This window comes from Streptomyces sp. NPDC091289, from assembly GCF_044757365.1.
Classification (GTDB): Bacteria; Actinomycetota; Actinomycetes; order Streptomycetales; family Streptomycetaceae; genus Streptomyces.
The window spans coordinates 310,964-331,553 of sequence record NZ_JBIVUT010000003.1 but is presented as its reverse complement, the minus strand read 5'-3'; the positions used below and the strand labels follow the sequence as shown (position 1 = coordinate 331,553).

Sequence of the window (20,590 nt, the reverse complement as noted above, 5' to 3'; positions counted from 1 at the left end):
ATGCACGCCGAGTCCACCGCCTCCCCCACCGCCGGTCTCTCCCGGCGCTCCATGCTGGCCGGGGCCGCCGCCGTCGCGGGCACCGCCGCCGCCATCACCGCGTCCGGAGCCGAGGCCGCGCCCCTGCCCACCGGGGCGTCGCCGTCCGCCGCGGACCGGATCACGGAGCAGCCGGACCGCACGGGCGGCCACGCGCGCGCCACGGTGTTCAAGAACGTGCGGCCCTACGGTGCGAAGCGGCCCGTCGACCTCACCGTCGTCGACGGCGTCATCACCGCCGACCCCGCGCCGCGCGGCGCCAAGGTCGTCGACTGCAAGGGCCGGATCGCGCTGCCGACCCTGGTCGACGCGCACATCCACCCCGACAAGACGGCGTGGGGCGAGCCCTGGGTGACCCGTAACCCGGCGAGCACCATCGCGGAGTACACCGCCGAGGACGTGAAGCTGTACCACGCGCTGCGGACGCCCCTGAAGCAGCGCGCGGAGCGCCTGATGGGCCATGCCGTCGCCCAGGGCACCCGGGCGATGCGGGCCCATGTCGACGTCGCCCCCGCCTACGACCTGGTGGGCGTCGAGGGCGTCGGGTCCGCCCGCAGGAACCTGCGCCACGCGCTCGACGTGGAGATCGTGGCGTTCCCGCAGCACGGGGTGATCCGTACGCCGGGCACCAAGGAACTGCTGGAGGAGGCCGCGCGCACCGGGGCGATCGACCGGGTCGGCGGCATCGACCCGATCGGGTTCGACGAGGCGCTCGACGAGCAGCTCGACGTCGTCTTCGGCATCGCGGACCGGCACGGCGTGGGCGTCGACATCCATCTGCACGAGCGGGCCGCGACGGGCATGGAGTCACTGCGCGCGATCATCGCCCGCACCCGGGCGCTGTCGTTGCAGGGCAAGGTGACCGTCAGCCACGTCTTCTGCGTGCCGGGGCTGCCGGAGCGCGAACTGGACGGACTGGCAGCCGACTTGGCCGATGCGGGAATCTCGCTGACGACGGTCGCGCCGTCCTCGGACCTGGTGCTGCCGATCGCCCGGCTGCGTGAGCACGGCGTCCACGTGGGCCTCGGCTCGGACGGCGTACGGGACTCCTGGAGCCCGTTCGGCAACGCGGACATGCTGCACCGCTCGCACCTGCTGGCCTGGGTGCAGGACGCCCGCCTCGACGAGGAGCTGGAGGCGGCCTTCCGCTCGGGGGCCGACGGCGGGGCCCGGCTGCTCGGGCTGCCGGAGGCGGACCTGAAGCCGGGGTCGCCCGCCGACTTCCTGCTGGTGCGCGGGGAGTGCCTGCCGCAGGTCGTGGTCGACCTGCCGCGGCGCGACATGGTGGTGCGCGACGGGCGGATCGTCGCCCGGGACGGGGAGCTGGTCGGCCACTGACCCGCTCAACCGCCGCCGCCCGGCGCGGTTAGGGTGACGGCGTGAGAGTGCTGCTGGTCGAGGACGACGTCAACCTCCGCTTCGGCGTGGCCGCGGCCCTGCGCGCCGCCGGGCTCGCCGTCGACGAGGCGGTCGATCTGCCGCAGGCCGACGAGGCGCTGTTCATCACCGCGTACGACTGTGTCGTCCTCGACCGGATGCTGCCCGCCGGGGACGCCGCGGAGTATGTGGAGGAGCTGCGGCGCTCCGGGCGGGCGGTGCCGGTGCTGTTCCTGACGGCCCGGGACACCGTCGCCGACCGGGTGGAGGGCTTCGCCCGGGGCGGTGACGACTATCTGGTCAAGCCGTTCGCCGTCCCGGAGCTGGTCGCCCGGGTGCGCAGTCTGTGCCGCCGCGCACCGGCCGTCACCCCGCCGGTGCTGCGGGTCGGCGATCTGGAGATCGACACGGCACGGCGGCGGGTGCGGCGGGGCGGGGTGTTGCTGACGCTGACCAGCCGGGAGTTCGCGGTGCTGGAGGTGCTCGCCGACCGGGCCGACCAGGCGGTCGGCCGGGCGGAGCTGGTCGAGCGCTGCTGGGACGAGATGGCCGAGCACCGGTCCAATGTGCTGGAGGTGCTGATCTCGCAGCTGCGCCGCAAGCTCGGCGCTCCCCCGTTGCTCCACACCGTACGCGGCACCGGCTACCGGCTGGCCGTGGCGGAGGACCCGGCCTCGTGACCGGAGCCGTACGCAGCAGGTTCCGGCGCTCCCGCCCGCTCACCCCGACCGCCCGGGTCCGTCGGCTCCGCCGCCGTATCACCCTGTTGTTCGCCCTGACCAGTGCGGTGGGGCTGGTGGCGATGGCCGCCTGGGCGGTACGCGGCGACGACGCGCGCTGGCGCGATCAGCTCGACCGGACGATGAGCGCGGACACCAACTGGGCGCTCGGCCTGCTGGAGACGGACGAGGACGGGCGGCTGGACGCCGAAGTGCTGCTCGACACGGCCGGGACAGCCTGTCCTCCTCTCCATCTGCTGTCCGTCCCATCGGACGCCGAGCCGGACGCGCGCCGGATCGCTCCGGCGGACCTGGTCGTCGAGCACGCGCCCCGCACGCCCTGCCTCACCGTCGACGGCCCTGCCGTACGACGGGCGGCCGCTTCGGCCGTGAACGCCGACGAGGAACGGTCCCTCGACGGCGTCACGACGACGGGTGAACCGGTACGCCTGTTCGCCCTGCCGTTCTATCCTCCCGAGGCCGAGGAGGACGCCCGCCCGCAGGGAGCCCTGGTCACCGTGGCGGAGACCGCCGCGCAGCAGGCGGACCACCGGCGGCTCGCCTGGCGGGTGACCGGCGGCTGCGCCCTCCTGGTGGGTCTGTCGGCCCTGGTCGGACATCTGCTGTCGGGCCGGGCGGTCCGGCCCGCCCTGGAGGCCCTGGACCGGCAGGAGTCGTTCCTCGCGGACGCCGCGCACGACCTGCGGACGCCGGCGGCCTCGCTGCGGACGCTCGCCGAGACCGCGCTGCGCGGGGACACCGACAGCACCGACGTGCACCGGCGCACGCTGCGGCTCGCCGAGGGGATGGGCGCGCTGGTCGACGGGCTGCTCACCCGGGCCCGGCTGATGTCCGGGACGGCCGTGCTCGCTGCGGAGCCGCTGCGGCTGGACCAGCTGGTGGAAGCGGTGGTGGAGGACGCGCCGGCGGACGGCCACCGGGTGACGGTGGAGGCCCAGGAGGCCGTCGTGGTCGCCGACCCCGACCTCGTACGGCGTGCCGTGGCGAATCTCGTCGGCAACGCGCTCGTCCACGGCCACGCGCCCGGGGCCCCGGCCGAGGTGGAGGTCACCGTCGCCGTCGCCGTCGACGGGGCATCGACGACCGTGACGGTGGAGGACGCCGGGCCGGGGCTGCCGCCCGAGGTGGCGGGGGCACTGTTCGACCGGTTCCGGAGCGGCTCGCGGTCGACGGGTCTCGGGCTGTCCATCGCCTCCTGGGTCGCGCACGCCCACGGCGGCAGCCTCACGGCCGGACCCGGGCGGCGCGGCGGGGCCCGGTTCGTGCTGCGGCTGCCGAGCGGCGACCGGCCGTCCACGGGCGGCTGACACCGGGCTGCGAGGCTGCCGTCGGGCCGACTCATCAAATCCTCAGCATCGACCGGGGATGCTGCCGGTGAACCGCACGGTCCGATCCCCGGGAGCAGTCCGTTGAACCACCCCGTCCGCCGTCCCGTCCGCCGTCCCGCCCTCGTCACCGCACTGGCGCTCGCCTGCTCGGTCGCGCTCACCTCCTGCACGGCCGGCCCGGCCACCGGACCGGGGCGGGCCGGCACCGCCCCGGCGTCGGCCGACCCCGCGTCCCGGCCTGACCTCGAGCCGTTCTACGGCCAGCGGCTGCGGTGGACGGACTGCGAAACGGAGGGGTACGTGTGCGCGCGGCTGACCGTTCCCCGCGACTACACGGACCCGGGCAACGGCAAGACCTTCGTCCTGCCGGTGGCACGCGCGGCGGCCGGGAAGCCGGAACGGCGCATCGGCTCGCTCGTCTACAACCCGGGCGGGCCGGGGGCGGCCGGGGTCCAGTCGCTCGAAGAGGGCATGGACGAGGCGTTCGGCCGGGCGGCCCGCGACCGCTTCGACATCGTCGCCTTCGACCCGCGCGGGGTCGGGGCGAGCGTCCCGGCCCTGACCTGCACGGCGGCCGAGGAGGAGGAGGAGGGCACCGACGAGGACGACGCGGCCGCCGAGGACGTCGCGCCGCTCCACCCCCGTACGGACAAGGAGCGCACCGCCGCCGACGAAGGGGCGCGGGCCGCAGCGGAGGACTGCGAACAGCACAGCGGCGACCTCCTGCGGCACGTCGGCACCGAGGACGCGGCCCGTGACCTGGATGTGCTGCGCGCCGCCCTGGGCGAGCGTGAACTGACCTACCTGGGCTGGTCGTACGGGACGAGCCTGGGCACCGCGTACGCCGAGCTGTTCCCGCGCCGGGTCCGCGCGATGGTGCTGGACGGGGCGATCGACCCGTCGTTGGACTGGTCGCAGCGGGTGCTCAGCCAGTCGGCCGGATTCCGGCGGAGCGTGGACGACTACGCCGACCACTGTGCGGAGATCGCGGGTGACAGCTGCCCGGCCGACAGCCCCGACGCGATACGTGCGCTGATCGAACGGCTCTACGCCCGCGCCGGACGCGAGCCGCTGCCGGTCTCGGAGGACAGCTCCTACGCGGAGTACGGCGGGATGGACGCGACGGCCGTCCTGGACGCGGTGTCGATGGCGATGTACACGCCGGAGGACCAATGGGAGCCGCTGTCCCGGGCGTTGGCCGCGGCGGACGCGGGTGACGCGACCGAACTGGGCGCGTTGGACGAGGAGGAGCCGGCCGAGGAGGAGCCCGCTCCCGAGGACAGCGGGGAGGACGGCCCGGGCGACGAGGAGGTCACCCCCGTCGACAACGAGGGCGCGGCGCTGACCGCGGTCAACTGCCTGGACGTCCCGCACCCTCGCGACCTCGACGCCTACTGGGACGTCCTGCCGCGCGCGGAGAAAACCGCGGGCGTCTACGGCACCGCCGGGGTGACCGCCGAACTCACCTGCCGCGGCTGGCCGTCCGGCGGCCGGACGCCCCACCGGGTCGACGCCGACGGGGTGCCGCCGGTGCTCGTCGTGGGCACCACCGGTGACCCGTCCACCCCGTACGCGGAGGCGGTGAGCCTCGCGGACCAGTTCCCGGGCGGGATGCTGCTCACGTACGAGGGGATGGGACACACCGCGTACGGGCGCGGCGACGCCTGTGTCACGGAGAAGGTCGACAGCTATCTCGTCGGCCTGAAGCCCGTCCGCCCCGGCGCGACCTGCTGACCGGGGCGGGCCGACGGCCTGCCTGTCGGGCCGTCAGCTCTGCTGCGCTTCCTCGGCGTTGCGCCAGACGGTCAGGTCGATGGTGATGTAGCGACTGGGGTCGCTCGGGCCCGACTTGCCGCGATAGGTCACCACGGCGATGTGTCCGGCCTTGCTGAGGACACAGATCTGCGACCCGGTCGTGAGCTGTTCGAGCTCGATCTTCTCGGTGAAGCGGGTCTCCTGACGGCAGACCTCCAGGGAGCCCTTCTGCGAATTCTTCAGCACCACCAGCTTCCCGTTGGCACTGCCGACCCTCTCGTCGCCGAAGAGGGAGTCCCGGTAGAAGTAGAAGTCCCCCTTGCCGTAACTGACGCCGCTGTCTTCGTCCTCCACCGGCCGGGGCGGATGGTCGGCCAGCTTCAGGGCGTAGTTCGCCGTCATGTCGATGCCCTTGTACGAGACCGGCTTGGGGTCGACCGGCTTGTCCCCGGCCTTGTCCCCGGAACCGCTGCCGCTCGAACCGCCGTCGGAGGACGCCGTCGACCGGTCGCCCTTGCCGGATGTGTCGTCGTCCGGCAGCAGGTTGCCGATGACACCGAGGACGACCAGCGCGCCGAAGACCGAAGCGCCGATGATCAGGCCCGTCCGCTTGGGACGCGGCGCGGCGGGCTGGAGACCGGACGGGCCCCAGCCGGGCTGCTGGAACCCCGACTGTTGGAACCCCGACTGCTGGAACCCTGGCTGCTGGAAGCCGGGTTGAGCGAATCCGGACCGCTGGTGCGGCGGCGGAGTGGGGTGGCCCTGGGGGCCGGTGTTCTGCTGCCACTGACCGGGCGGCACGTTTCCCGGCGCTCCCGGCGCTCCCGGCGCCCCGGGGGCTCCGGGTGCGGCGGGTCCGGTCTGGGTGGGTGCGGCGGCCATCGCGTGGCCGGTCGGGGTGTAGGGGCCGGCCGGCGGTCCCTGCGGGGAGAACTGGGTGGGCGTGGGTGCGGTGGCGGGCTGTGGGGGCGGGGTCGGTGCGGGTGCGGGGAGCTTGTGTCGTTCGGTGATGGCGCCGGCGACTGCCTGGGGGAGCCAGTCCTCGCCCTGGCGCAGGGGTTCGGGTGAGATCTCGTGGCACATGCGGATGATGTCGGCCAGGGCGGGGCGGTCGGCGGGGTCGCGGCTGAGGCACTGGGTGACCAGGGGCAGGAGTTCGGCGGGCAGCCGGCTGAGGTCGGGGTCCTCGTGGACGATCCGGTAGAGGACGGCGTGGGAGGGCCCGTCGCCGAACGCGGGTGCGCCGATCGCGGCGTAGGCGGCGATCTGGCCCAGGGCGAAGACATCGGTGGCCGGGGTCACGGTCCCGGCCGCCGCCTGCTCGGGTGCCATGAACGCCGGAGTGCCGACACTCACCCCCGTACCGGTCAGGGCGGTCGTGTCGGCGGCCCGGGCGATACCGAAATCGATGACACGCGGCCCGTCGGAGGCCAGCAGCACGTTCGCGGGCTTCAGATCACGGTGCACGATCCCCGCACCATGGATCACCCCCAGCGCCTCGGCCACCCCCACCGTCAGCAGCAGCACACTGCGCAACGGCAGCCCGCCATGCCCGGCGACCGCGTGCGCGAGCGAGGGACCCGGCACATACGCCGTCGCCAGCCACGGCTGCGCACCCTCGGTGTCCGAATCGATGACCGGCGCGGTGTACAGCCCCTGCACCCGCTGCGCGGCCCGTACCTCCTGCTGGAAACGCCGCCGGAACTCCGGATCCTCCCCGAACTCCGCCCGGATCACCTTGATCGCCAGAGGCCGCCCACCGGGCGTGTACGAGAGATACACCTTGCCCATACCGCCCGTACCCAGCACGGCCGCCAGCCGATAACCCCCCACGACAGCAGGGTCGTCGGCCTTGAGTGGCTGGAACGGGCCGGTCGAAGGCGCGTTGCTCATTAGGAACCATCCCCCTGGTCACGGCAGTCCGGAGCCCGCACGCGCCCCGAAGATCAGACGAGAGCGTATCCAATGCCGGTCTCATGCGGGGAGCGGGTCAGGGGCTGGCCACATCGAAGGTGTACCGGAGCGGCCCGCTGCCCGGGCGTGGGTCGCGGCGGTAGACGTACAGCGCCGACACCCGCACGTCCGGGTCAGGGGCGTCCAGTGGGCAGGGGCGGGTCACCTGCAGGACGTTCGGCCGGTCGGCGACCCTCGTGCGCAGCCCGTCGGCCGGTCCCCCGTCGAGCACCGCGGACTCCCAGCGTGACGTGTCGTTCCAGTTCATGGCAACAGTTTAACTATTGCGCAATTCATGAATGTTCGCGCCCCCCGGGCGGGACCCGAGGCTTCCGCGTGCCCGGAGGAGCGGCCTTGCCGCACCCCGGCGCCGGGTCCATGCTTGTGCCATGGGTGACCAGACCGGCCCCGAGCCGACGGTGTCCGTCCGGCAGGACCTCCGGTTGCTGGAGGCCACCGGCGCACACCCGGACGGGGCTTCTGTGCAGCAGCTGGCCCACGAGGCCGGGCTGGCGGACGTCACCGCCCGGCGACTGCTGCACGAGCTCGCCCGGGACGGGTATCTGCGCGAGCTGGACGACGGCGGGTTCGCGCTCCGCGAGCGGGACCCCCGGTTGCAGGCCGCCGTCGACGGCCAGGCACTCCAGGAGCACATCCGCCCTCTGCTGTCCTCGCTGCGCGACAGCCTGTCCGCCGCCGTCTATCTGACGCTGTACGACGAGGGCGAGATCCGGGTCCTGGAGATCGTCGACAGCCCGCGGACCCCGCGGGTGGATCTCTGGGTGAGCTTCCAGAACGCCGGACACGCCACCGCGCTCGGCAAGAGCGTGCTGCGCGAGCTGGACGAGGAGGCGCGCGCCAACTACCTCTCCCGGCACTCCCTGGCTGACCTCACCCCCCGCACCATCACGCGCCGGGAGGAGCTGCTGCGGCAGCTCGACGCCGCACCCGCGGGCCCACTCTCGCTGGACCGGGGTGAGTACGCGCGGGGCACGACATGCGCGGCGGTGCCCGTGTACAGCGGCGACCAGGTCGGTTCGATCGGCATCTCGTTCCGGTCGGACCGGATGTACCGGACCACGGAGGTCAGGGCGCGGTTGCTGGAGTCGGCGCTGCGCGTCACACGGCGGCTGACTCTTCCGGAGAGCTGACCCGTCGTCCCGGAGTGCCGACCCGTCGTCCTGGGGTGCTGACCCGCCCGCCCCGGCCCCGGCCCCTCAGCCGGTGACGATGCCGGCGACCAGGTTGATCGTGGTGGCCAGGATGCTCGCGCCGAAGACGTACGACAGCAGGCAGTGCCGGAGGGCGACCGCGCGGATCCTGGAGGTGGAGACGTTGGTGTCGGAGACCTGGTACGTCATGCCCAGGTTGTAGCTGAAGTAGAAGAAGTCGATGTAGCGCGGCGGTTCCTTCGTGTTGAAGTCGATCCCGCCGCCGGGCGGCCCGTAATAGATGAACGCGTAGCGGGCGGCGTACATCAGGTGGAGCGCCGCCCAGGACATGAAGACGCCGCAGAGGGCCAGGGCCGCCGCCGCGTGGCTCAGATCGGTGTCGCCGATCAGGAGCAGCAGCACGATGCCGACCAGACCGGACAGGGCGGCCCCGACGACCACGAGTTCCTCGGCGACGGGCCGGAACTCCTCGCGCCGGGCGTTCTCATGGGTGGCGGCGGCGTCCATCGGCCACAGGACGAGCCATCCCGCGACGACGAAGAGGGTCTCGGCGGCGGCGATGCCGACGAGGATGCCCAGCGGCGCGTTGGCGAGGAGGAGACCGACCAGCACGCCGACGGCGGCTCCGGCCACCGCGGAGCAGGCCAGCCGGGGAACGGCGGGGAGCAGGAACCGACTGTTCATGGGGGCCTCACCTGTGCTGCCCGAGGAGGAGCCCGGGGCCCTGCTCCGCAGGGGCGCCACGGAGCGAGCCGGACCGTGTCAGCGTATGCGCGCGCGGTCCGGAGCGCAGCCCGGGAACACCCCTCGGGCCGCCCCTTGCGCAACCCCCGGCGCGACCCCCGGAGCCGAGTGGCAGGCGGGAATCACCGGACATAGCCTGCCCGGAAGGACTAGATTGCCCGGGAAAGGGTGGAAGTGCCGTGAGCACCGACAACGAAGCGCAGGAGCCCGACGCGGCGCAGGAGCCCCTGGAACCCCGGGTCGGTCCCGTCCCCGAGGGCGACCCGCGGTTCCGGCCCTACCACCATCCCGCCGCCGGCTGGGGAGCGGCGAAGAGCGTGACGCGCTTCCTGGTGGAGGAACGCGCGCTGGTGGACGGTCCACGGGCCATCATGCGGATGAACCACGAGAACGGCGGGTTCGACTGTCCCGGGTGCGCGTGGCCGGACGACACCAAGGGCCTGCACCTGGACATCTGCGAGAACGGCATCAAGCACGTCACCTGGGAGATGACCCGCAAGCGCGTGGACCGCGAGTTCTTCGCCGCGCACTCGGTGACCGAGCTGGCCGGGTGGAGCGACTACGACCTGGAGAACCAGGGCCGGCTGACCGAGCCGATGGCGTACGACCCCGACTCCGACCACTACGTGCCGATCAGCTGGAAGGACGCGTTCGCGCTGGTCGGAGCCACCCTGCGCGGGCTCGACAGCCCGAACCGGGCGGCGTACTACACCTCCGGCCGGCTCGGCAACGAGGCCACCTTCCTCTACCAGCTGATGGCCCGGGAACTGGGCACGAACAATCTGCCGGACTGCTCCAACATGTGCCACGAGGCCAGCGGACGGGCCCTCCAGGCCTCTCTCGGCACCGGAAAGGGGACGGTCGACCTCAAGGACTGGGAGTCCGCGGACGCCCTGTTCATCCTGGGTGTCAACGCCGCGTCGAACGCGCCGAGGATGCTCACCGCCCTCGCCGAGGCAGACCGCCGCGGCGCGCAGATCGTGCACGTCAACCCGCTGATCGAGGCGGCGGCCACCCGCACCATCGTGCCGCACGACTTCACGGACATGGCGCTGTTCAAGACCACCAGGACCAGCACGCTGAACCTCCAGCCGCGCATCGGCGGCGACATGGCGCTGCTGCGCGGCATGGCCAAGGCGATCCTGGAGAAGTCGACGAGCGACCCCAAGGCCCTGGACGTCACGTTCATCGAGCGCCACACCACCGGCTTCGAGGAGTACCGGGCGCTGTGCGAGGCCACGCCCTGGGAGGAGCTGGAGCACCAGTCCGGGCTGAGCCGTGACGACATCCTCAAGGCGGCGCAGGTGTATGGGGAGGCCGACCGCTCCATCGTGAGCTGGTGCCTGGGCCTGACCCAGCACGAGCACGGCGTCGACACCGTCCGCGAGATCGTCAACCTCCTGCTGCTGCGCGGCAATCTCGGCCGGGAGGGCGCGGGCCCCTCCCCCGTGCGCGGCCACAGCAACGTCCAGGGCAACCGCACCTGCGGCATCGACCACCGCCCCACCGACGCGTTCCTGGACCGGCTCGCCGAGGCCTGCAAGATCGACCCGCCCCGCGCACACGGCCTGGACACCGTCCGTACGATCCAGGCGATGCGGGACGGCGAGGTGAAGGTGTTCGTCGGGATGGGCGGCAACTTCGCGCTCGCCGCGCCCGACACTCCGGCGACGTACGCGGCGCTGCGCTCCTGCGACCTCACCGTCCAGGTGAGCACCAAACTGAACCGCAGCCATGTCGTGCACGGCCGCGCGGCGCTCATCCTGCCGTGTCTCGGGCGCACCGAGAAGGACCACCAGCGCAAGGGCATCCAGAGCACCTCGGTCGAGGACTCGATGAGCATGGTCCACATGTCCGTCGGGATGAAGCGCCCCGCCTCCCCGCACCTGCTGTCCGAGCCGGCCATCGTCGCCGGGATGGCGCGCGCCGCCCTGCCGGACAGCGAGACGCCCTGGGACTGGTACATCGAGGACTACGACCGGATCCGGGACACGATGGCCGAGGCGCTGGACGGCTTCGAGGACTTCAACCGCCGGGTCCGGCTGCCCCTCGGCTTCCGGATCAAGCAGCCCGCGCGCGAACTGGTCTTCCTGACCCCGTCGGGGCGCGCGGAGTTCTCCTCGGCCGCCCTGCCCGACGTCGTGCCGGAGCCCGGCACCCTGGCGCTCGGCACGATGCGGTCGCACGACCAGTGGAACACCACCATCTACTCCGACAACGACCGCTACCGGGGCGTCAAGAACCTGCGCACGCTGGTCTTCATGAACCGGGCCGACATGCGCGAGCGCGGCATCGCCGACATGGGGCCCGTCGACATCACGAGCACGGCGAAGGACGGCAGCCGGCGGTTCCTGACCGGCTACACGGCGATCCCGTACGACATCCCGCGCGGCTGTGCGGCCGGCTACATGCCGGAGATGAACGTGCTGTGCGCGCTGGGCGACTACAGCACCCAGAGCGACCAGCCGATCATGAAGCACGTCAAGGTCACGGTGGTCCCGGCCGCCGCCTGAGCGGTCGCCGGCCCGGCCGCCTGTGCGGCCGTGCGCCCGCCCGGGGTCACCGGGGCCGGGCGAACCGCTCCAGCAGCAGGTAGGCCCGCCGTTCGGCGGCGGCGAGTTCGGTGGGGTCGATCTCCGCCGGCCAGAGCTCGCCCGCCGCGGCGTCGTCCGCCGCGCGCAACTCCACGACGGCCGCGGCCAGTTGTGCCTGGGCAGCGGGGAAGGACGCCACCGAGCGCTCGTCCAGGGCGTGTTCGGCGTACCCCGAGGCCGCCCGGCACGCGGCCAGGGCGCGCCGCGCCCGTACGGCGGCCCGGTCGTGGACCACCAGCAGAGCGCAGACCAGCGCGATGCCGACCCCGAGCAGGCTGCTCAGCGCCCGGTCCTGGACGAGGTCCCCGGCCGGCGAGGGAGCGGCGAGGTCGGTGAGCAGCAGCGCCAGCGGGGTGAGGAAGACGACGCCGAGACCGTAGTTGCGGGCGACGACGTACTCCAGCAGGAACTCCATCACCACGATCACCAGGACGAGGACCACCGGTTCGGGGCGCGCGGCCAGCACGCCGAGGGCGAGCAACAGCCCCGCCATCGTGCCCAGCGTCCGCTGTACGGCCCGCTGCGCCGCCGTCCGTACGTTGACCGAGTGCAGGACCGCCGCGGCGGAGATCGCCGCCCAGTAGCCGTGGCCGAGCCCGAGCGGCAGCGCCGCCGCTCCGGCGAGCCCGGTGCCGAGGAGCATGCGCAGCGCGGGCACGAGCAGGACCGCCGTACGGGCGGCGCGGCGGTGTCCCCGCCCGGTCACCAGCTCCGTGGCCCGCACCTCGGCGGCGCGCAGGGTGGCCGGGGCAGCGGTGTCCGGGCCGGCGGTGTCCGGGCCGGTCACGGGCGGGGCGGCTGCGGGCGAGGTGGTTGCGGGCGGGACGGCCAGGGTGCGGGACAGCGCCGCCAGTTCGGGGAGCATCCTCGGCAGGCGTCGGCGGCGGCTCACCAGAAGCTCGGCCTGTCGGCGCAGGTGGCGTGCCGGGCCGCGGGGGCCGTCGGGCGCCCGACGTGCCGCGCCGATGAGCAGCGCCCAGGCCAGATCGGTGAGCCGGAGGCACGTATCGCCCCGGCCGCCCCGTTCCGCACCGGTGGGCGGCCTGACCCCGAGGGTGCGGTACGCCTGGAGCACGGCGGCCGTCGCCCGGTGCCGTACGAGCCCCCGGCCCTCCCCCGCGCCCGCCGCCTCCCACAGGTCCGCCAGTTCGCGCAGGGCGGCGGCCACGGCGAGACGCTGGGGCCGGTCCGGGTGCACGAACCACCCGAGCACGGCGAGCACCCAGGCCACGGCCGCGCCCGTCGCGGCCAGGGCCGTCTGCACCCGGACGTCGGAGGGACCGGTCGAGCCGTAGGCCGCGACGGAGAAGGCGAAGAGCAGCAGCACCGCGCCGAGGCCGCTCAGCCGGGCCGCGTCACAGGCGAACTTCGCGGCGGCGGCCACGACGGCCATCGCCGCGACCGTCGTCGCGGCGCCCGCTCCCCCGTCCCTCGGCTGCGCCCACACGGCGAGCGCCGAACCGCAGCCCACGCACGCGGTCATCGCCACCGCGACGACGGCGAGCACCCGGGCCCTGCGCGCATAGGGCAGATTGCGGCCGAAGGTGGTGATGAAGGAGCCGAGCATCGTGTAGACGGCGTGATCGGCCCGGCCCGCCAGGGCCAGCGGCAGGGCGGGCACCGCCATGGCGAGCGCGGCGCGCAGGGCGAAGGAGACGGCGCCGTCCACGCTCTGCAGGGCCAGCGCGCCCCGGGGGGAGAGCGCCCGCCCCACACGGGTGGCGAGCGACCTCCGCCGCCGCGCGGACGCCCCCTTCCCGGCCCTCTCGGCGAGGGGCCGGGTCGGATCATCGTCCGGAGCACCGGAGGCATCGGGGCGGTGCGTCATGGTCGGGTCCTCAGCGTGGGAGGGGCGGGGGCCGTGACTCGTCGACGGGTCGGCCGGGGGGGAGGGCGGTCAGGTCGGCTGTCAGGTCTGTGGTCCGGGTGGCGGTCAGGAGCCGGGGACGTCGAGGATCTCCACGACGGTTCCGGCCTCGGCGCCGCCGGGCGGCACCACCGCCAGCCCGTCGGCGACGGCGAGACCGCGCAGCATCGCCGGTCCGTCGAACGGCAGCGGCGCCACGGCAGGCCCCGTACGGCGCACCGGCAGCAGCCGGGTGTCCCGCGGGTGCCCCGGCAGTGCGGCGGCGCAGGCCGCTCGGACCGGCTCGGCTTCCAGGTGGCCGCCGAGGCGACGCAGCAGCGGTACGGCGAGGGTCACCGCACCGGCGACGGCGGCCAGGGGATTGCCGGGCAGGCCCACCAGATGCCTGGGCCGTCCGTCGGCGCCGGGCGGCAGCTCGGCGAGCAGCATGGGGTGGCCCGGCCGTACGGCGACGGAGTCGACGAGGAGCCGGGCGCCCAGGGCGCGGAGGACGTCGTGCAGGAAGTCCACGGGTCCGGCGGCGGTGCTGCCCGTGGTGACGACCACATCGGCGGTGGAGCCGCGTACGGCCTCGTACAGCGGTCCGAAGTCGTCCGGCACCAGGTGACGGCCGACGGCGTCCGCACCCCGACCGAGCAGCCAGGGCGGCAGGAGCGGGCCGAGGGCGTCGCGTATCCGGCCGTGCCGGGGCGGTCCGGCCTCCAGCAGCTCGTCGCCGAGAACCAGCAGCTGCACGAGCGGGCGGCGGTGCACGGCGAGCCGGTCGTGGCCGGCGGCCGCCGCGAGGCCGAGGACGGCGGGGGTGACGGTCGTCCCGGCGGGGAGGAGGGGGTCGCCCGCGTGGCACTCCTGGCCGCACGAGCGGATGTCCCGGCCCGGTGCCGGAGGCCCGGGGCTCGTGGCGCGGTCGAGCAGCAGGCCGCCCCGGCCGTCGTCCTCGCCGTCCTCCCTGCGGAGCACGGCGACGGCGCCGTCGGGCAGACGGGCGCCGGTGGCGATGGGGACGGCGGTCCCGAGGCGCAGCGGTTCGGGCCGCCCACCGGCCAGTACACCGCCGCCCCGGAGCCGCCAGGGCCCCGGTCCCGCCACGGCCCAGCCGTCCATGGCGGAGGTGTCGAACGGCGGCAGGTCGGTGATCGCCGTCAGCGGCTCCGCGAGGGCGTGACCGAGCGCCTCGGTGAGGTCGCGGGTGACGGTCGGCAAGGGCGGTACGGCGCGGGCGACGGCCCGGGCCTGCTCCCAGCCCGTGCTCACGGCTGCCGTGCTCATGCGCGTTCCTCGTTTCCGGTCGTACGCGGTCCCCGTAGCCCTGCACCGGGCGCCGGAGACCGGAGGTCGGGGGTCGGTCGTCAGGTGTCGGGCGTCAGCCGCCGATGGCCGACATCGGACGCTCCGGCCGGCGGAACTCCGGGCTGTCGATGGCGTGGCCGGGGCCTTTGCCCGCGATGGAGTTCCGCCAGGCCGCCTCGATGACCGGGTCCTCCGCGCCACCCCGCAGCAGGGCCCTCAGGTCCGACTCCTCGGTGGCGAAGAGGCAGTTGCGCACCTGCCCGTCGGCGGTGAGCCGCACGCGGTCGCAGCCGCCGCAGAACGGGCGGGTGACGCTGGCGATGACGCCCACCACCGTGTCCGTCCCGGCGATCCGCCACTCCTCGGCGGGCGCGTTGCCGCGCCGGTCCATGGGGACCAGGTCGAACCGCTCGCCGAGGCGGCCCAGGATCTCCTCGGCGGTGACCAGCCGGTCCCGGTCCCAGGCGCCCTGCGCGTCCAGGGGCATCGACTCGATGAACCGCGCCCGGTAGCCGTGCTCGACGGCGAACGCGGCCAGTTCGGCGATCTCGTCGTCGTTGACCCCGCGCACCGGAACCGTGTTGATCTTCACGGGCGCGAGGCCGGCCGTGCGGGCGGCGCGCAGTCCGTCGAGGACGTCGGTGATCCGGTCGCGCCGGGTGATCGCGGTGTACCGCTCGGGACGGAGGGTGTCCAGGCTGACGTTGACCCGGCTCAGCCCGGCATCGCGCAGCGCGGCAGCGCTGCGGGCCAGGCCGATCCCGTTGGTGGTGAGGGACAGTTCGGGGGCTCCGGGCAGGGCGTGCAGACGGGCGACGAGCCCGGGCAGGCCGCGGCGCAGCAGCGGTTCGCCGCCGGTCAGCCGTACCTCGGTGATGCCGAGGCGCTGGACGGCGACGCGGACGAGGCGGACCACCTCGTCGTCGGTGAGCAGCGCGGGCCGGGGCAGCCAGTCGAGGCCCTCGGCGGGCATGCAGTACGTGCAGCGCAGATTGCAGCGGTCGGTGAGCGAGACCCGCAGGTCGGTGTGGACCCGGCCGAACCGGTCCGTCAGCGGGGACGGAGCGGGCCTGTCGAGGAGCGGTCGGGACACGGGGCGGCCTTCTTCCTCTGCCCGGGGGCAGTTTCCTCTGCCGGGGGGCAGTCACGCATTTCTCACCCGCCGACCACTTTCGAGGGATAGCCGGATGAAGTCAAAGAGGACTTCTCTATTACGTGATCGGCGCCGCCGATCCGGCCCGGAAATACCCGTGATAGGCCAGGCCTTTCAGCTCATCGAATTCCCCTCTTTGACTTCCCCCGGCGAATGAGCGGATATTCGACGCGCCATCCCCGGAACGAACGGCCGACGGCCCCGAGGCAGAGAAAAAGAGGCGCATCCCGTCATGAGCAGCCGCATCGAGGACGACCCGAGCGACGACCTGCGGGTCACCCCGCCCAAGACCTGGGCGACGGGTCTGCCCGCGGTGACCCATGCGCTGGAGTACTCCCTGGGCCAGACGTCCCCGCGGCGCACCGCGCTGACGCTGCTCACCATCAACCAGCCCGAGGGCATCGACTGCCCCGGCTGCGCATGGCCCGAACCGGCGCCCGGCAAGCGGCACAGGAACGAATACTGCGAGAACGGCGCCAAGCACATCAACGACGAGGCCACCTCGCGGCGCGTCACCCGGGAGTTCTTCCGCGAGCATGCGATAGCCGAGCTCGGCGGGGCGTCCGACTACTGGCTCAATCAGCAGGGCCGGCTGACCGAGCCCATGGTGAAGCGCCCCGGCGGCACCCATTACGAGCCGATTGGCTGGGACGAGGCACTGGGGCTGCTCGCCGGGGAGCTGCGGGGCCTGGACTCCCCCGACGAGGCTCTCTTCTACGTCTCCGGCCGGCTGAACAACGAGGCCGCTTTCCTGCTCCAGCTCTTCGCGCGCGCGTACGGCACGAACAATCTGCCCGACTGCTCCAACATGTGCCACGAGTCCAGCGGATCCGCGATGGCGCAGACGCTGGGCATCGGCAAGGGCAGCGTCTCTCTCGACGACATCCACCACGCCGACCTGATCTTCGTCGTGGGGCAGAACCCGGGCACCAACCATCCCCGGATGCTCTCGGCCCTGGAGGAGACCAAGCGCAACGGCGGGCAGGTCGTCGCGGTCAACACCCTGCCCGAGGCCGGGCTCATGCGCTTCAAGCACCCGCAGAAGGCCCGCGGTCTGATCGGCCGGGGCACACCGATCGCCGACCAGTTCCTGCACATCCGGGCGGGCGGCGACCTCGCGTTGTTCCAGGCCCTGAACCTGCTGCTCCTGGAGGCCGAGGACGCCGCGCCCGGCACCGTACTGGACCAGGACTTCATCCGTACGCACACCACCGGATTCGAGGAGTTCGCCGCACACGCGCGGAAGACCGACTGGGCGGACGTCCTGACGGCGACCGGGCTGTCCCGCGAGGAGATCCAGGAGGTGTTCGAGCGGGTCCTGAGGAGCGAGAAGGTCATCGTGTGCTGGGCGATGGGCCTCACCCAGCACAAGCACGGGGTGCCCACCATCCGCGAGGTGATCAACTTCCTGCTGGCCCGGGGCAACATCGGCAGGCCCGGCGCGGGCGTCTGCCCGGTGCGCGGGCACAGCAACGTCCAGGGCGACCGCACGATGGGTGTGTGGGAGCAGATGCCGCAGGAGTTCCTCGACGCCCTGGAGGCCGAGTTCGGCTTCACCCCTCCCACCCACCACGGTCTGGACGCGGTGAACAGCATCCGGGCCATGGTCGAGGGGCGCGCCAAGGTCTTCCTGGGCGTCGCGGGCAACTTCGTCCGGGCCACGCCCGACAGCGCGGTCACCGAGGCCGCGATGCGCACGTGCCGCCTCACCGCGCACATCTCCACCAAGCTCAACCGCTCCCACACGGTCTGCGGCGACACCGCCCTCATCCTTCCCACCCTCGGCCGCAGCGACCGGGACGTCCAGGCCACCGGCGAGCAGTTCGTGACCGTGGAGGACTCCATGAGCGACGTCCACGCCTCCCGGGGAAAGCTGCCGCCGGCCTCCCCGCACCTGCTCAGCGAGGTCGCGATCATCGCCCGGCTCGCCCGCCTGACCCTGGGCGACCAACCCCCCATCCCCTGGGAGCAGTTCGAGGCGGACTACGGCACCGTCCGCGACCGGATCTCCCGGGTCGTCCCGGGCTTCGAAGACTTCAACGCCCGGGTGGCGAAGCCCGGCGGCTTCACCCTGCCCAACCCGGTGAACCAGGGGGTCTTCCCGACGCCGAGCGGCAAGGCCGTCTTCACCCGCAACGACTTCACCATGCCGCACGTCCCCGAGGGGCATCTGCTGTTGCAGACCCTGCGCTCGCACGACCAGTGGAACACCGTCTGGTACGCGCCGAACGACCGCTACCGGGGCATCCACGACGCCCGCCGGGTCGTCCTCGTGAACCCCGCCGATCTGGCGGAACTCGGTCTCGCCGACCGGGACACCGTGGACCTGGTGAGCGTCTGGCACGACGGGCGGGAGCGCCGCGCGGAGAACTTCCGGGTCGTGGCGTACCCCGCGAGCCGTGGCTCGGCGGCGGCGTACTACCCGGAGACCAACGTCCTGGTGCCGCTGGACAGCGTCGCCGACATCAGCAATTGCCCGACCTCCAAGGGAGTCGTGGTCCGCCTCGAACCCGCCCCCGTGACGGGCGGCGGGAGCGGTGGGAAGGGCGAACCATGGGACGCATGACCGTACGGAGGCGTGTCCTGCGGGTACGGGAGGGGCGCTCCTCCTACCGTCCGGACACCCTGGCCGCCGAGGAACCGATGGAGATCCGGGTCGGCGGACGCCCGCTGGCGGTGACCATGCGCACGCCGGGCGACGACTTCGACCTCGCGGTCGGCTTCCTCGTGAGCGAGGGCGTGGTGCACGGCGCGGACGACGTGGCCGGGATCCGTTACTGCGCGGGCGCCACGGCCGACGGCGGCAACACGTACAACGTGGTCGACGTCGCCCTGGCCCCCGGCGTGCCGCCCCCCGACCCGTCCCTGGAACGGAACTTCTCCACGACGTCCTCGTGCGGTCTGTGCGGCAAGGCCGGCCTGGACGCGGTGCGCACGACGGCCGCCTGGTCGGTCGCCGAGGACCCGCTGCGCATCGGGACGGACGTGCTGACGGCCCTCCCGGACCGGCTGCGGGCGGCCCAGCGGGTGTTCGACAGCACCGGCGGTCTGCACGCGGCGGGGCTGTTCACGGCCGACGGCGGGCTGGTGTGCCTGCGGGAGGACGTCGGGCGGCACAACGCCGTGGACAAGGTCGTCGGCCACGCCCTGCGGTCGGGGCTCCTTCCGCTGCGCGGGTCGGTCCTGATGGTCAGCGGCCGGGCCTCGTTCGAGCTGGTGCAGAAGGCGGTGATGGCCGGCATCCCGATGCTCGCGGCGGTCTCCGCGCCGTCCTCGCTCGCGGTCGACCTCGCGGCGGACAGCGGTCTGACGCTGGTCGGGTTCCTGCGCGGCGCGTCCATGAACGTGTACGCGGGTGATGAGCGGCTGCACCCGCCGCCGGACGCCTGAGGACGGCGTCCGGAGGTGCCTCGCGCGCCGGTGGGGCGATTGGCGTTCCGGGAGGCCGTCCGGTAGACCCGTGGGGTGCTGTTCCGTCAACTCGAGTATCTGGTGGCCCTCTCCCGCGAGCGTCACTTCGCCCGCGCCGCCCAGGCCTGCCACGTCTCCCAGCCCGCCCTCTCCGAGGCGGTCCGCAAGCTGGAGGACGAGCTCGACGTCCCCCTGGTCCTGCGCGGCCGCAAGTACGAGGGACTCACGCCCGAGGGCGAACGCATCGTCGTGTGGGCGCAGCGGATCCTGGCGGACCGTGACGCCCTCACCAGCGAGGCCGGTCATCTGCGGACCGGGCTGAGCGGGCGGATGCGGATCGGTTCGGTCCCGACCGCGTCCGGCACCGCCGCCCTGCTGACCGCCCCCTTCTGCCTGGCGCATCCGCTGGTCACGGTGGAGGTCGTCGGAGACCTCCAGTCCGAGGACGTGCTCCGGCAGCTGCGGGACTTCGAGATCGACGCCGGGATCACCTATCTCCACGAGGGGGTCGGGGAGCAGTTCCGGACGGTTCCGCTGTACGAGGAGCGGTACGTGCTGCTCACCGGCGCCGCCGACGCCCCCGCCGGCCGGACGACGGCGACCTGGGCGGAGGCCGCGCGGCTGCCCCTGTGTCTGCTCACGGAGGCGATGCAGGGGCGCCGGGTGCTGGACGAGCTGTTCGCGGAGGCGGGGGTGCGGCCGTCGCCCCGGGTCGAGACGGACTCCGTGGCGGCGCTCTTCGCCCATGTCAGGACGGGCCGCTGGGCCAGCGTCGTGCCGCACACCTGGCTGCATGTCTTCGGCGTGCCGCACGGGATGCGGGCCGTGCCGCTGGTCGAGCCGGAGCGGACGGTGCCGGTCGGTCTGGTGACCGTCGCGCGGGAGCCGGGATCGGTGCTGGCCCGCGCTCTGCGGGAGATCGCGGGCCGCACCGATGTGGCCGCCGCCCTGGAGCGGCTGCCCGAGGACTGATCCGGCCGGACGCGCCCCCTATGCCTTCCTGTCCTGCTTCCTGTCCTGGTCAGGAGGGAGGCCCACTTCCTCGCGGTCCTGCTCCAGGCGCTCGTCGAGCTGCTTCTCGTCCGGGCGGCGGGGCATGCCGCGGCTGTGGCCGGTGTCGGGGTCGCCCTCGACCTCTTCGTTCGACTTGTGGTGGTGATGGGACAT

16 protein-coding genes are annotated in these 20,590 nt (G+C 73.3%); 9 read left to right on the top strand and 7 right to left on the bottom strand.

The annotated features are described in order from the left end of the window. The 4 genes from ACIQPT_RS05620 to ACIQPT_RS05605 all read left to right on the top strand — a co-directional run bounded on the left by ACIQPT_RS05620 (nucleotide 1) and on the right by ACIQPT_RS05605 (nucleotide 5,218). Nucleotides 1-1,377 (top strand): amidohydrolase family protein, encoded by a 1,377-nt coding sequence (locus ACIQPT_RS05620; RefSeq protein WP_401152988.1) that lies wholly within the window; start codon nucleotides 1-3, stop codon nucleotides 1,375-1,377. Between the two features lie 47 nt (nucleotides 1,378-1,424). Next, entirely contained in the window at nucleotides 1,425-2,096 is a 672-nt protein-coding gene (locus tag ACIQPT_RS05615; RefSeq protein WP_401153066.1) for a response regulator transcription factor, read from the top strand. Then, entirely contained in the window at nucleotides 2,093-3,463 is a 1,371-nt protein-coding gene (locus ACIQPT_RS05610) for a sensor histidine kinase (protein WP_401152987.1), read from the top strand. The genes ACIQPT_RS05615 and ACIQPT_RS05610 overlap by 4 nt, the downstream gene beginning before the upstream one ends. 102 nt (nucleotides 3,464-3,565) lie before the next feature. Beyond that, on the top strand, nucleotides 3,566-5,218 hold the full coding sequence (locus ACIQPT_RS05605) for an alpha/beta hydrolase (protein WP_401152986.1): 1,653 nt from the start codon (nucleotides 3,566-3,568) through the stop codon (nucleotides 5,216-5,218). A gap of 33 nt (nucleotides 5,219-5,251) precedes the next feature. Here ACIQPT_RS05605 and ACIQPT_RS05600 read toward each other — a convergent pair whose 3' ends face one another. Continuing rightward, nucleotides 5,252-7,132: a serine/threonine-protein kinase gene (locus tag ACIQPT_RS05600; protein WP_401152984.1), complete on the bottom strand. Its 1,881-nt coding sequence runs from the start codon at nucleotides 7,130-7,132 to the stop codon at nucleotides 5,252-5,254. Nucleotides 7,133-7,229: 97 nt separating this feature from the next. After that, nucleotides 7,230-7,460: a hypothetical protein gene (locus ACIQPT_RS05595; RefSeq protein ID WP_401152983.1), complete on the bottom strand. Its 231-nt coding sequence runs from the start codon at nucleotides 7,458-7,460 to the stop codon at nucleotides 7,230-7,232. A gap of 121 nt (nucleotides 7,461-7,581) precedes the next feature. Between ACIQPT_RS05595 and ACIQPT_RS05590 the strand changes: the two genes are divergently transcribed. Beyond that, a complete protein-coding gene (locus ACIQPT_RS05590) occupies nucleotides 7,582-8,343 on the top strand; it encodes an IclR family transcriptional regulator (RefSeq protein WP_401152981.1) in 762 nt (253 codons plus the stop codon). Nucleotides 8,344-8,409: 66 nt separating this feature from the next. On the opposite strand, the gene ACIQPT_RS05585 is transcribed toward ACIQPT_RS05590, so the two are convergent. Beyond that, the gene (locus ACIQPT_RS05585) at nucleotides 8,410-9,048 is read right to left on the bottom strand and encodes a DUF1345 domain-containing protein (RefSeq protein WP_401152979.1); all 639 of its coding nucleotides are present in this window, start codon (nucleotides 9,046-9,048) and stop codon (nucleotides 8,410-8,412) included. 287 nt (nucleotides 9,049-9,335) lie between these two features. Here ACIQPT_RS05585 and ACIQPT_RS05580 point away from each other — a divergent pair, with 287 nt between their 5' ends. Continuing rightward, nucleotides 9,336-11,621: an FdhF/YdeP family oxidoreductase gene (locus ACIQPT_RS05580; protein ID WP_401153065.1), complete on the top strand. Its 2,286-nt coding sequence runs from the start codon at nucleotides 9,336-9,338 to the stop codon at nucleotides 11,619-11,621. 46 nt (nucleotides 11,622-11,667) lie between these two features. On the opposite strand, the gene ACIQPT_RS05575 is transcribed toward ACIQPT_RS05580, so the two are convergent. The 3 genes from ACIQPT_RS05575 to moaA all read right to left on the bottom strand — a co-directional run bounded on the left by ACIQPT_RS05575 (nucleotide 11,668) and on the right by moaA (nucleotide 15,952). Further along, nucleotides 11,668-13,530, bottom strand: coding sequence for an FUSC family protein (locus ACIQPT_RS05575; RefSeq protein ID WP_401152978.1), 1,863 nt, complete (start codon nucleotides 13,528-13,530; stop codon nucleotides 11,668-11,670). A 105-nt stretch (nucleotides 13,531-13,635) separates the two neighbouring features. Beyond that, nucleotides 13,636-14,838 carry a molybdopterin molybdotransferase MoeA gene (locus ACIQPT_RS05570; protein ID WP_401152976.1) on the bottom strand — a complete coding sequence of 401 codons (1,203 nt, stop codon included), beginning with the start codon at nucleotides 14,836-14,838 and terminating at the stop codon, nucleotides 13,636-13,638. Nucleotides 14,839-14,932: 94 nt separating this feature from the next. After that, a complete protein-coding gene (moaA, locus tag ACIQPT_RS05565; RefSeq protein ID WP_401152975.1) occupies nucleotides 14,933-15,952 on the bottom strand; it encodes a GTP 3',8-cyclase MoaA in 1,020 nt (339 codons plus the stop codon). 292 nt (nucleotides 15,953-16,244) lie between these two features. Here moaA and ACIQPT_RS05560 point away from each other — a divergent pair, with 292 nt between their 5' ends. From ACIQPT_RS05560 to ACIQPT_RS05550, 3 genes are all read left to right on the top strand, one after another. Beyond that, a complete protein-coding gene (locus tag ACIQPT_RS05560; RefSeq protein WP_401152973.1) occupies nucleotides 16,245-18,578 on the top strand; it encodes an FdhF/YdeP family oxidoreductase in 2,334 nt (777 codons plus the stop codon). After that, a complete protein-coding gene (gene fdhD / locus ACIQPT_RS05555) occupies nucleotides 18,566-19,402 on the top strand; it encodes a formate dehydrogenase accessory sulfurtransferase FdhD (protein WP_401152972.1) in 837 nt (278 codons plus the stop codon). The genes ACIQPT_RS05560 and fdhD overlap by 13 nt, the downstream gene beginning before the upstream one ends. A 75-nt stretch (nucleotides 19,403-19,477) precedes the next feature. Continuing rightward, nucleotides 19,478-20,395 carry a LysR family transcriptional regulator gene (locus ACIQPT_RS05550; RefSeq protein WP_401152970.1) on the top strand — a complete coding sequence of 306 codons (918 nt, stop codon included), beginning with the start codon at nucleotides 19,478-19,480 and terminating at the stop codon, nucleotides 20,393-20,395. 18 nt (nucleotides 20,396-20,413) lie between these two features. On the opposite strand, the gene ACIQPT_RS05545 is transcribed toward ACIQPT_RS05550, so the two are convergent. Then, nucleotides 20,414-20,590: a hypothetical protein gene (locus ACIQPT_RS05545; protein ID WP_401152968.1), complete on the bottom strand. Its 177-nt coding sequence runs from the start codon at nucleotides 20,588-20,590 to the stop codon at nucleotides 20,414-20,416.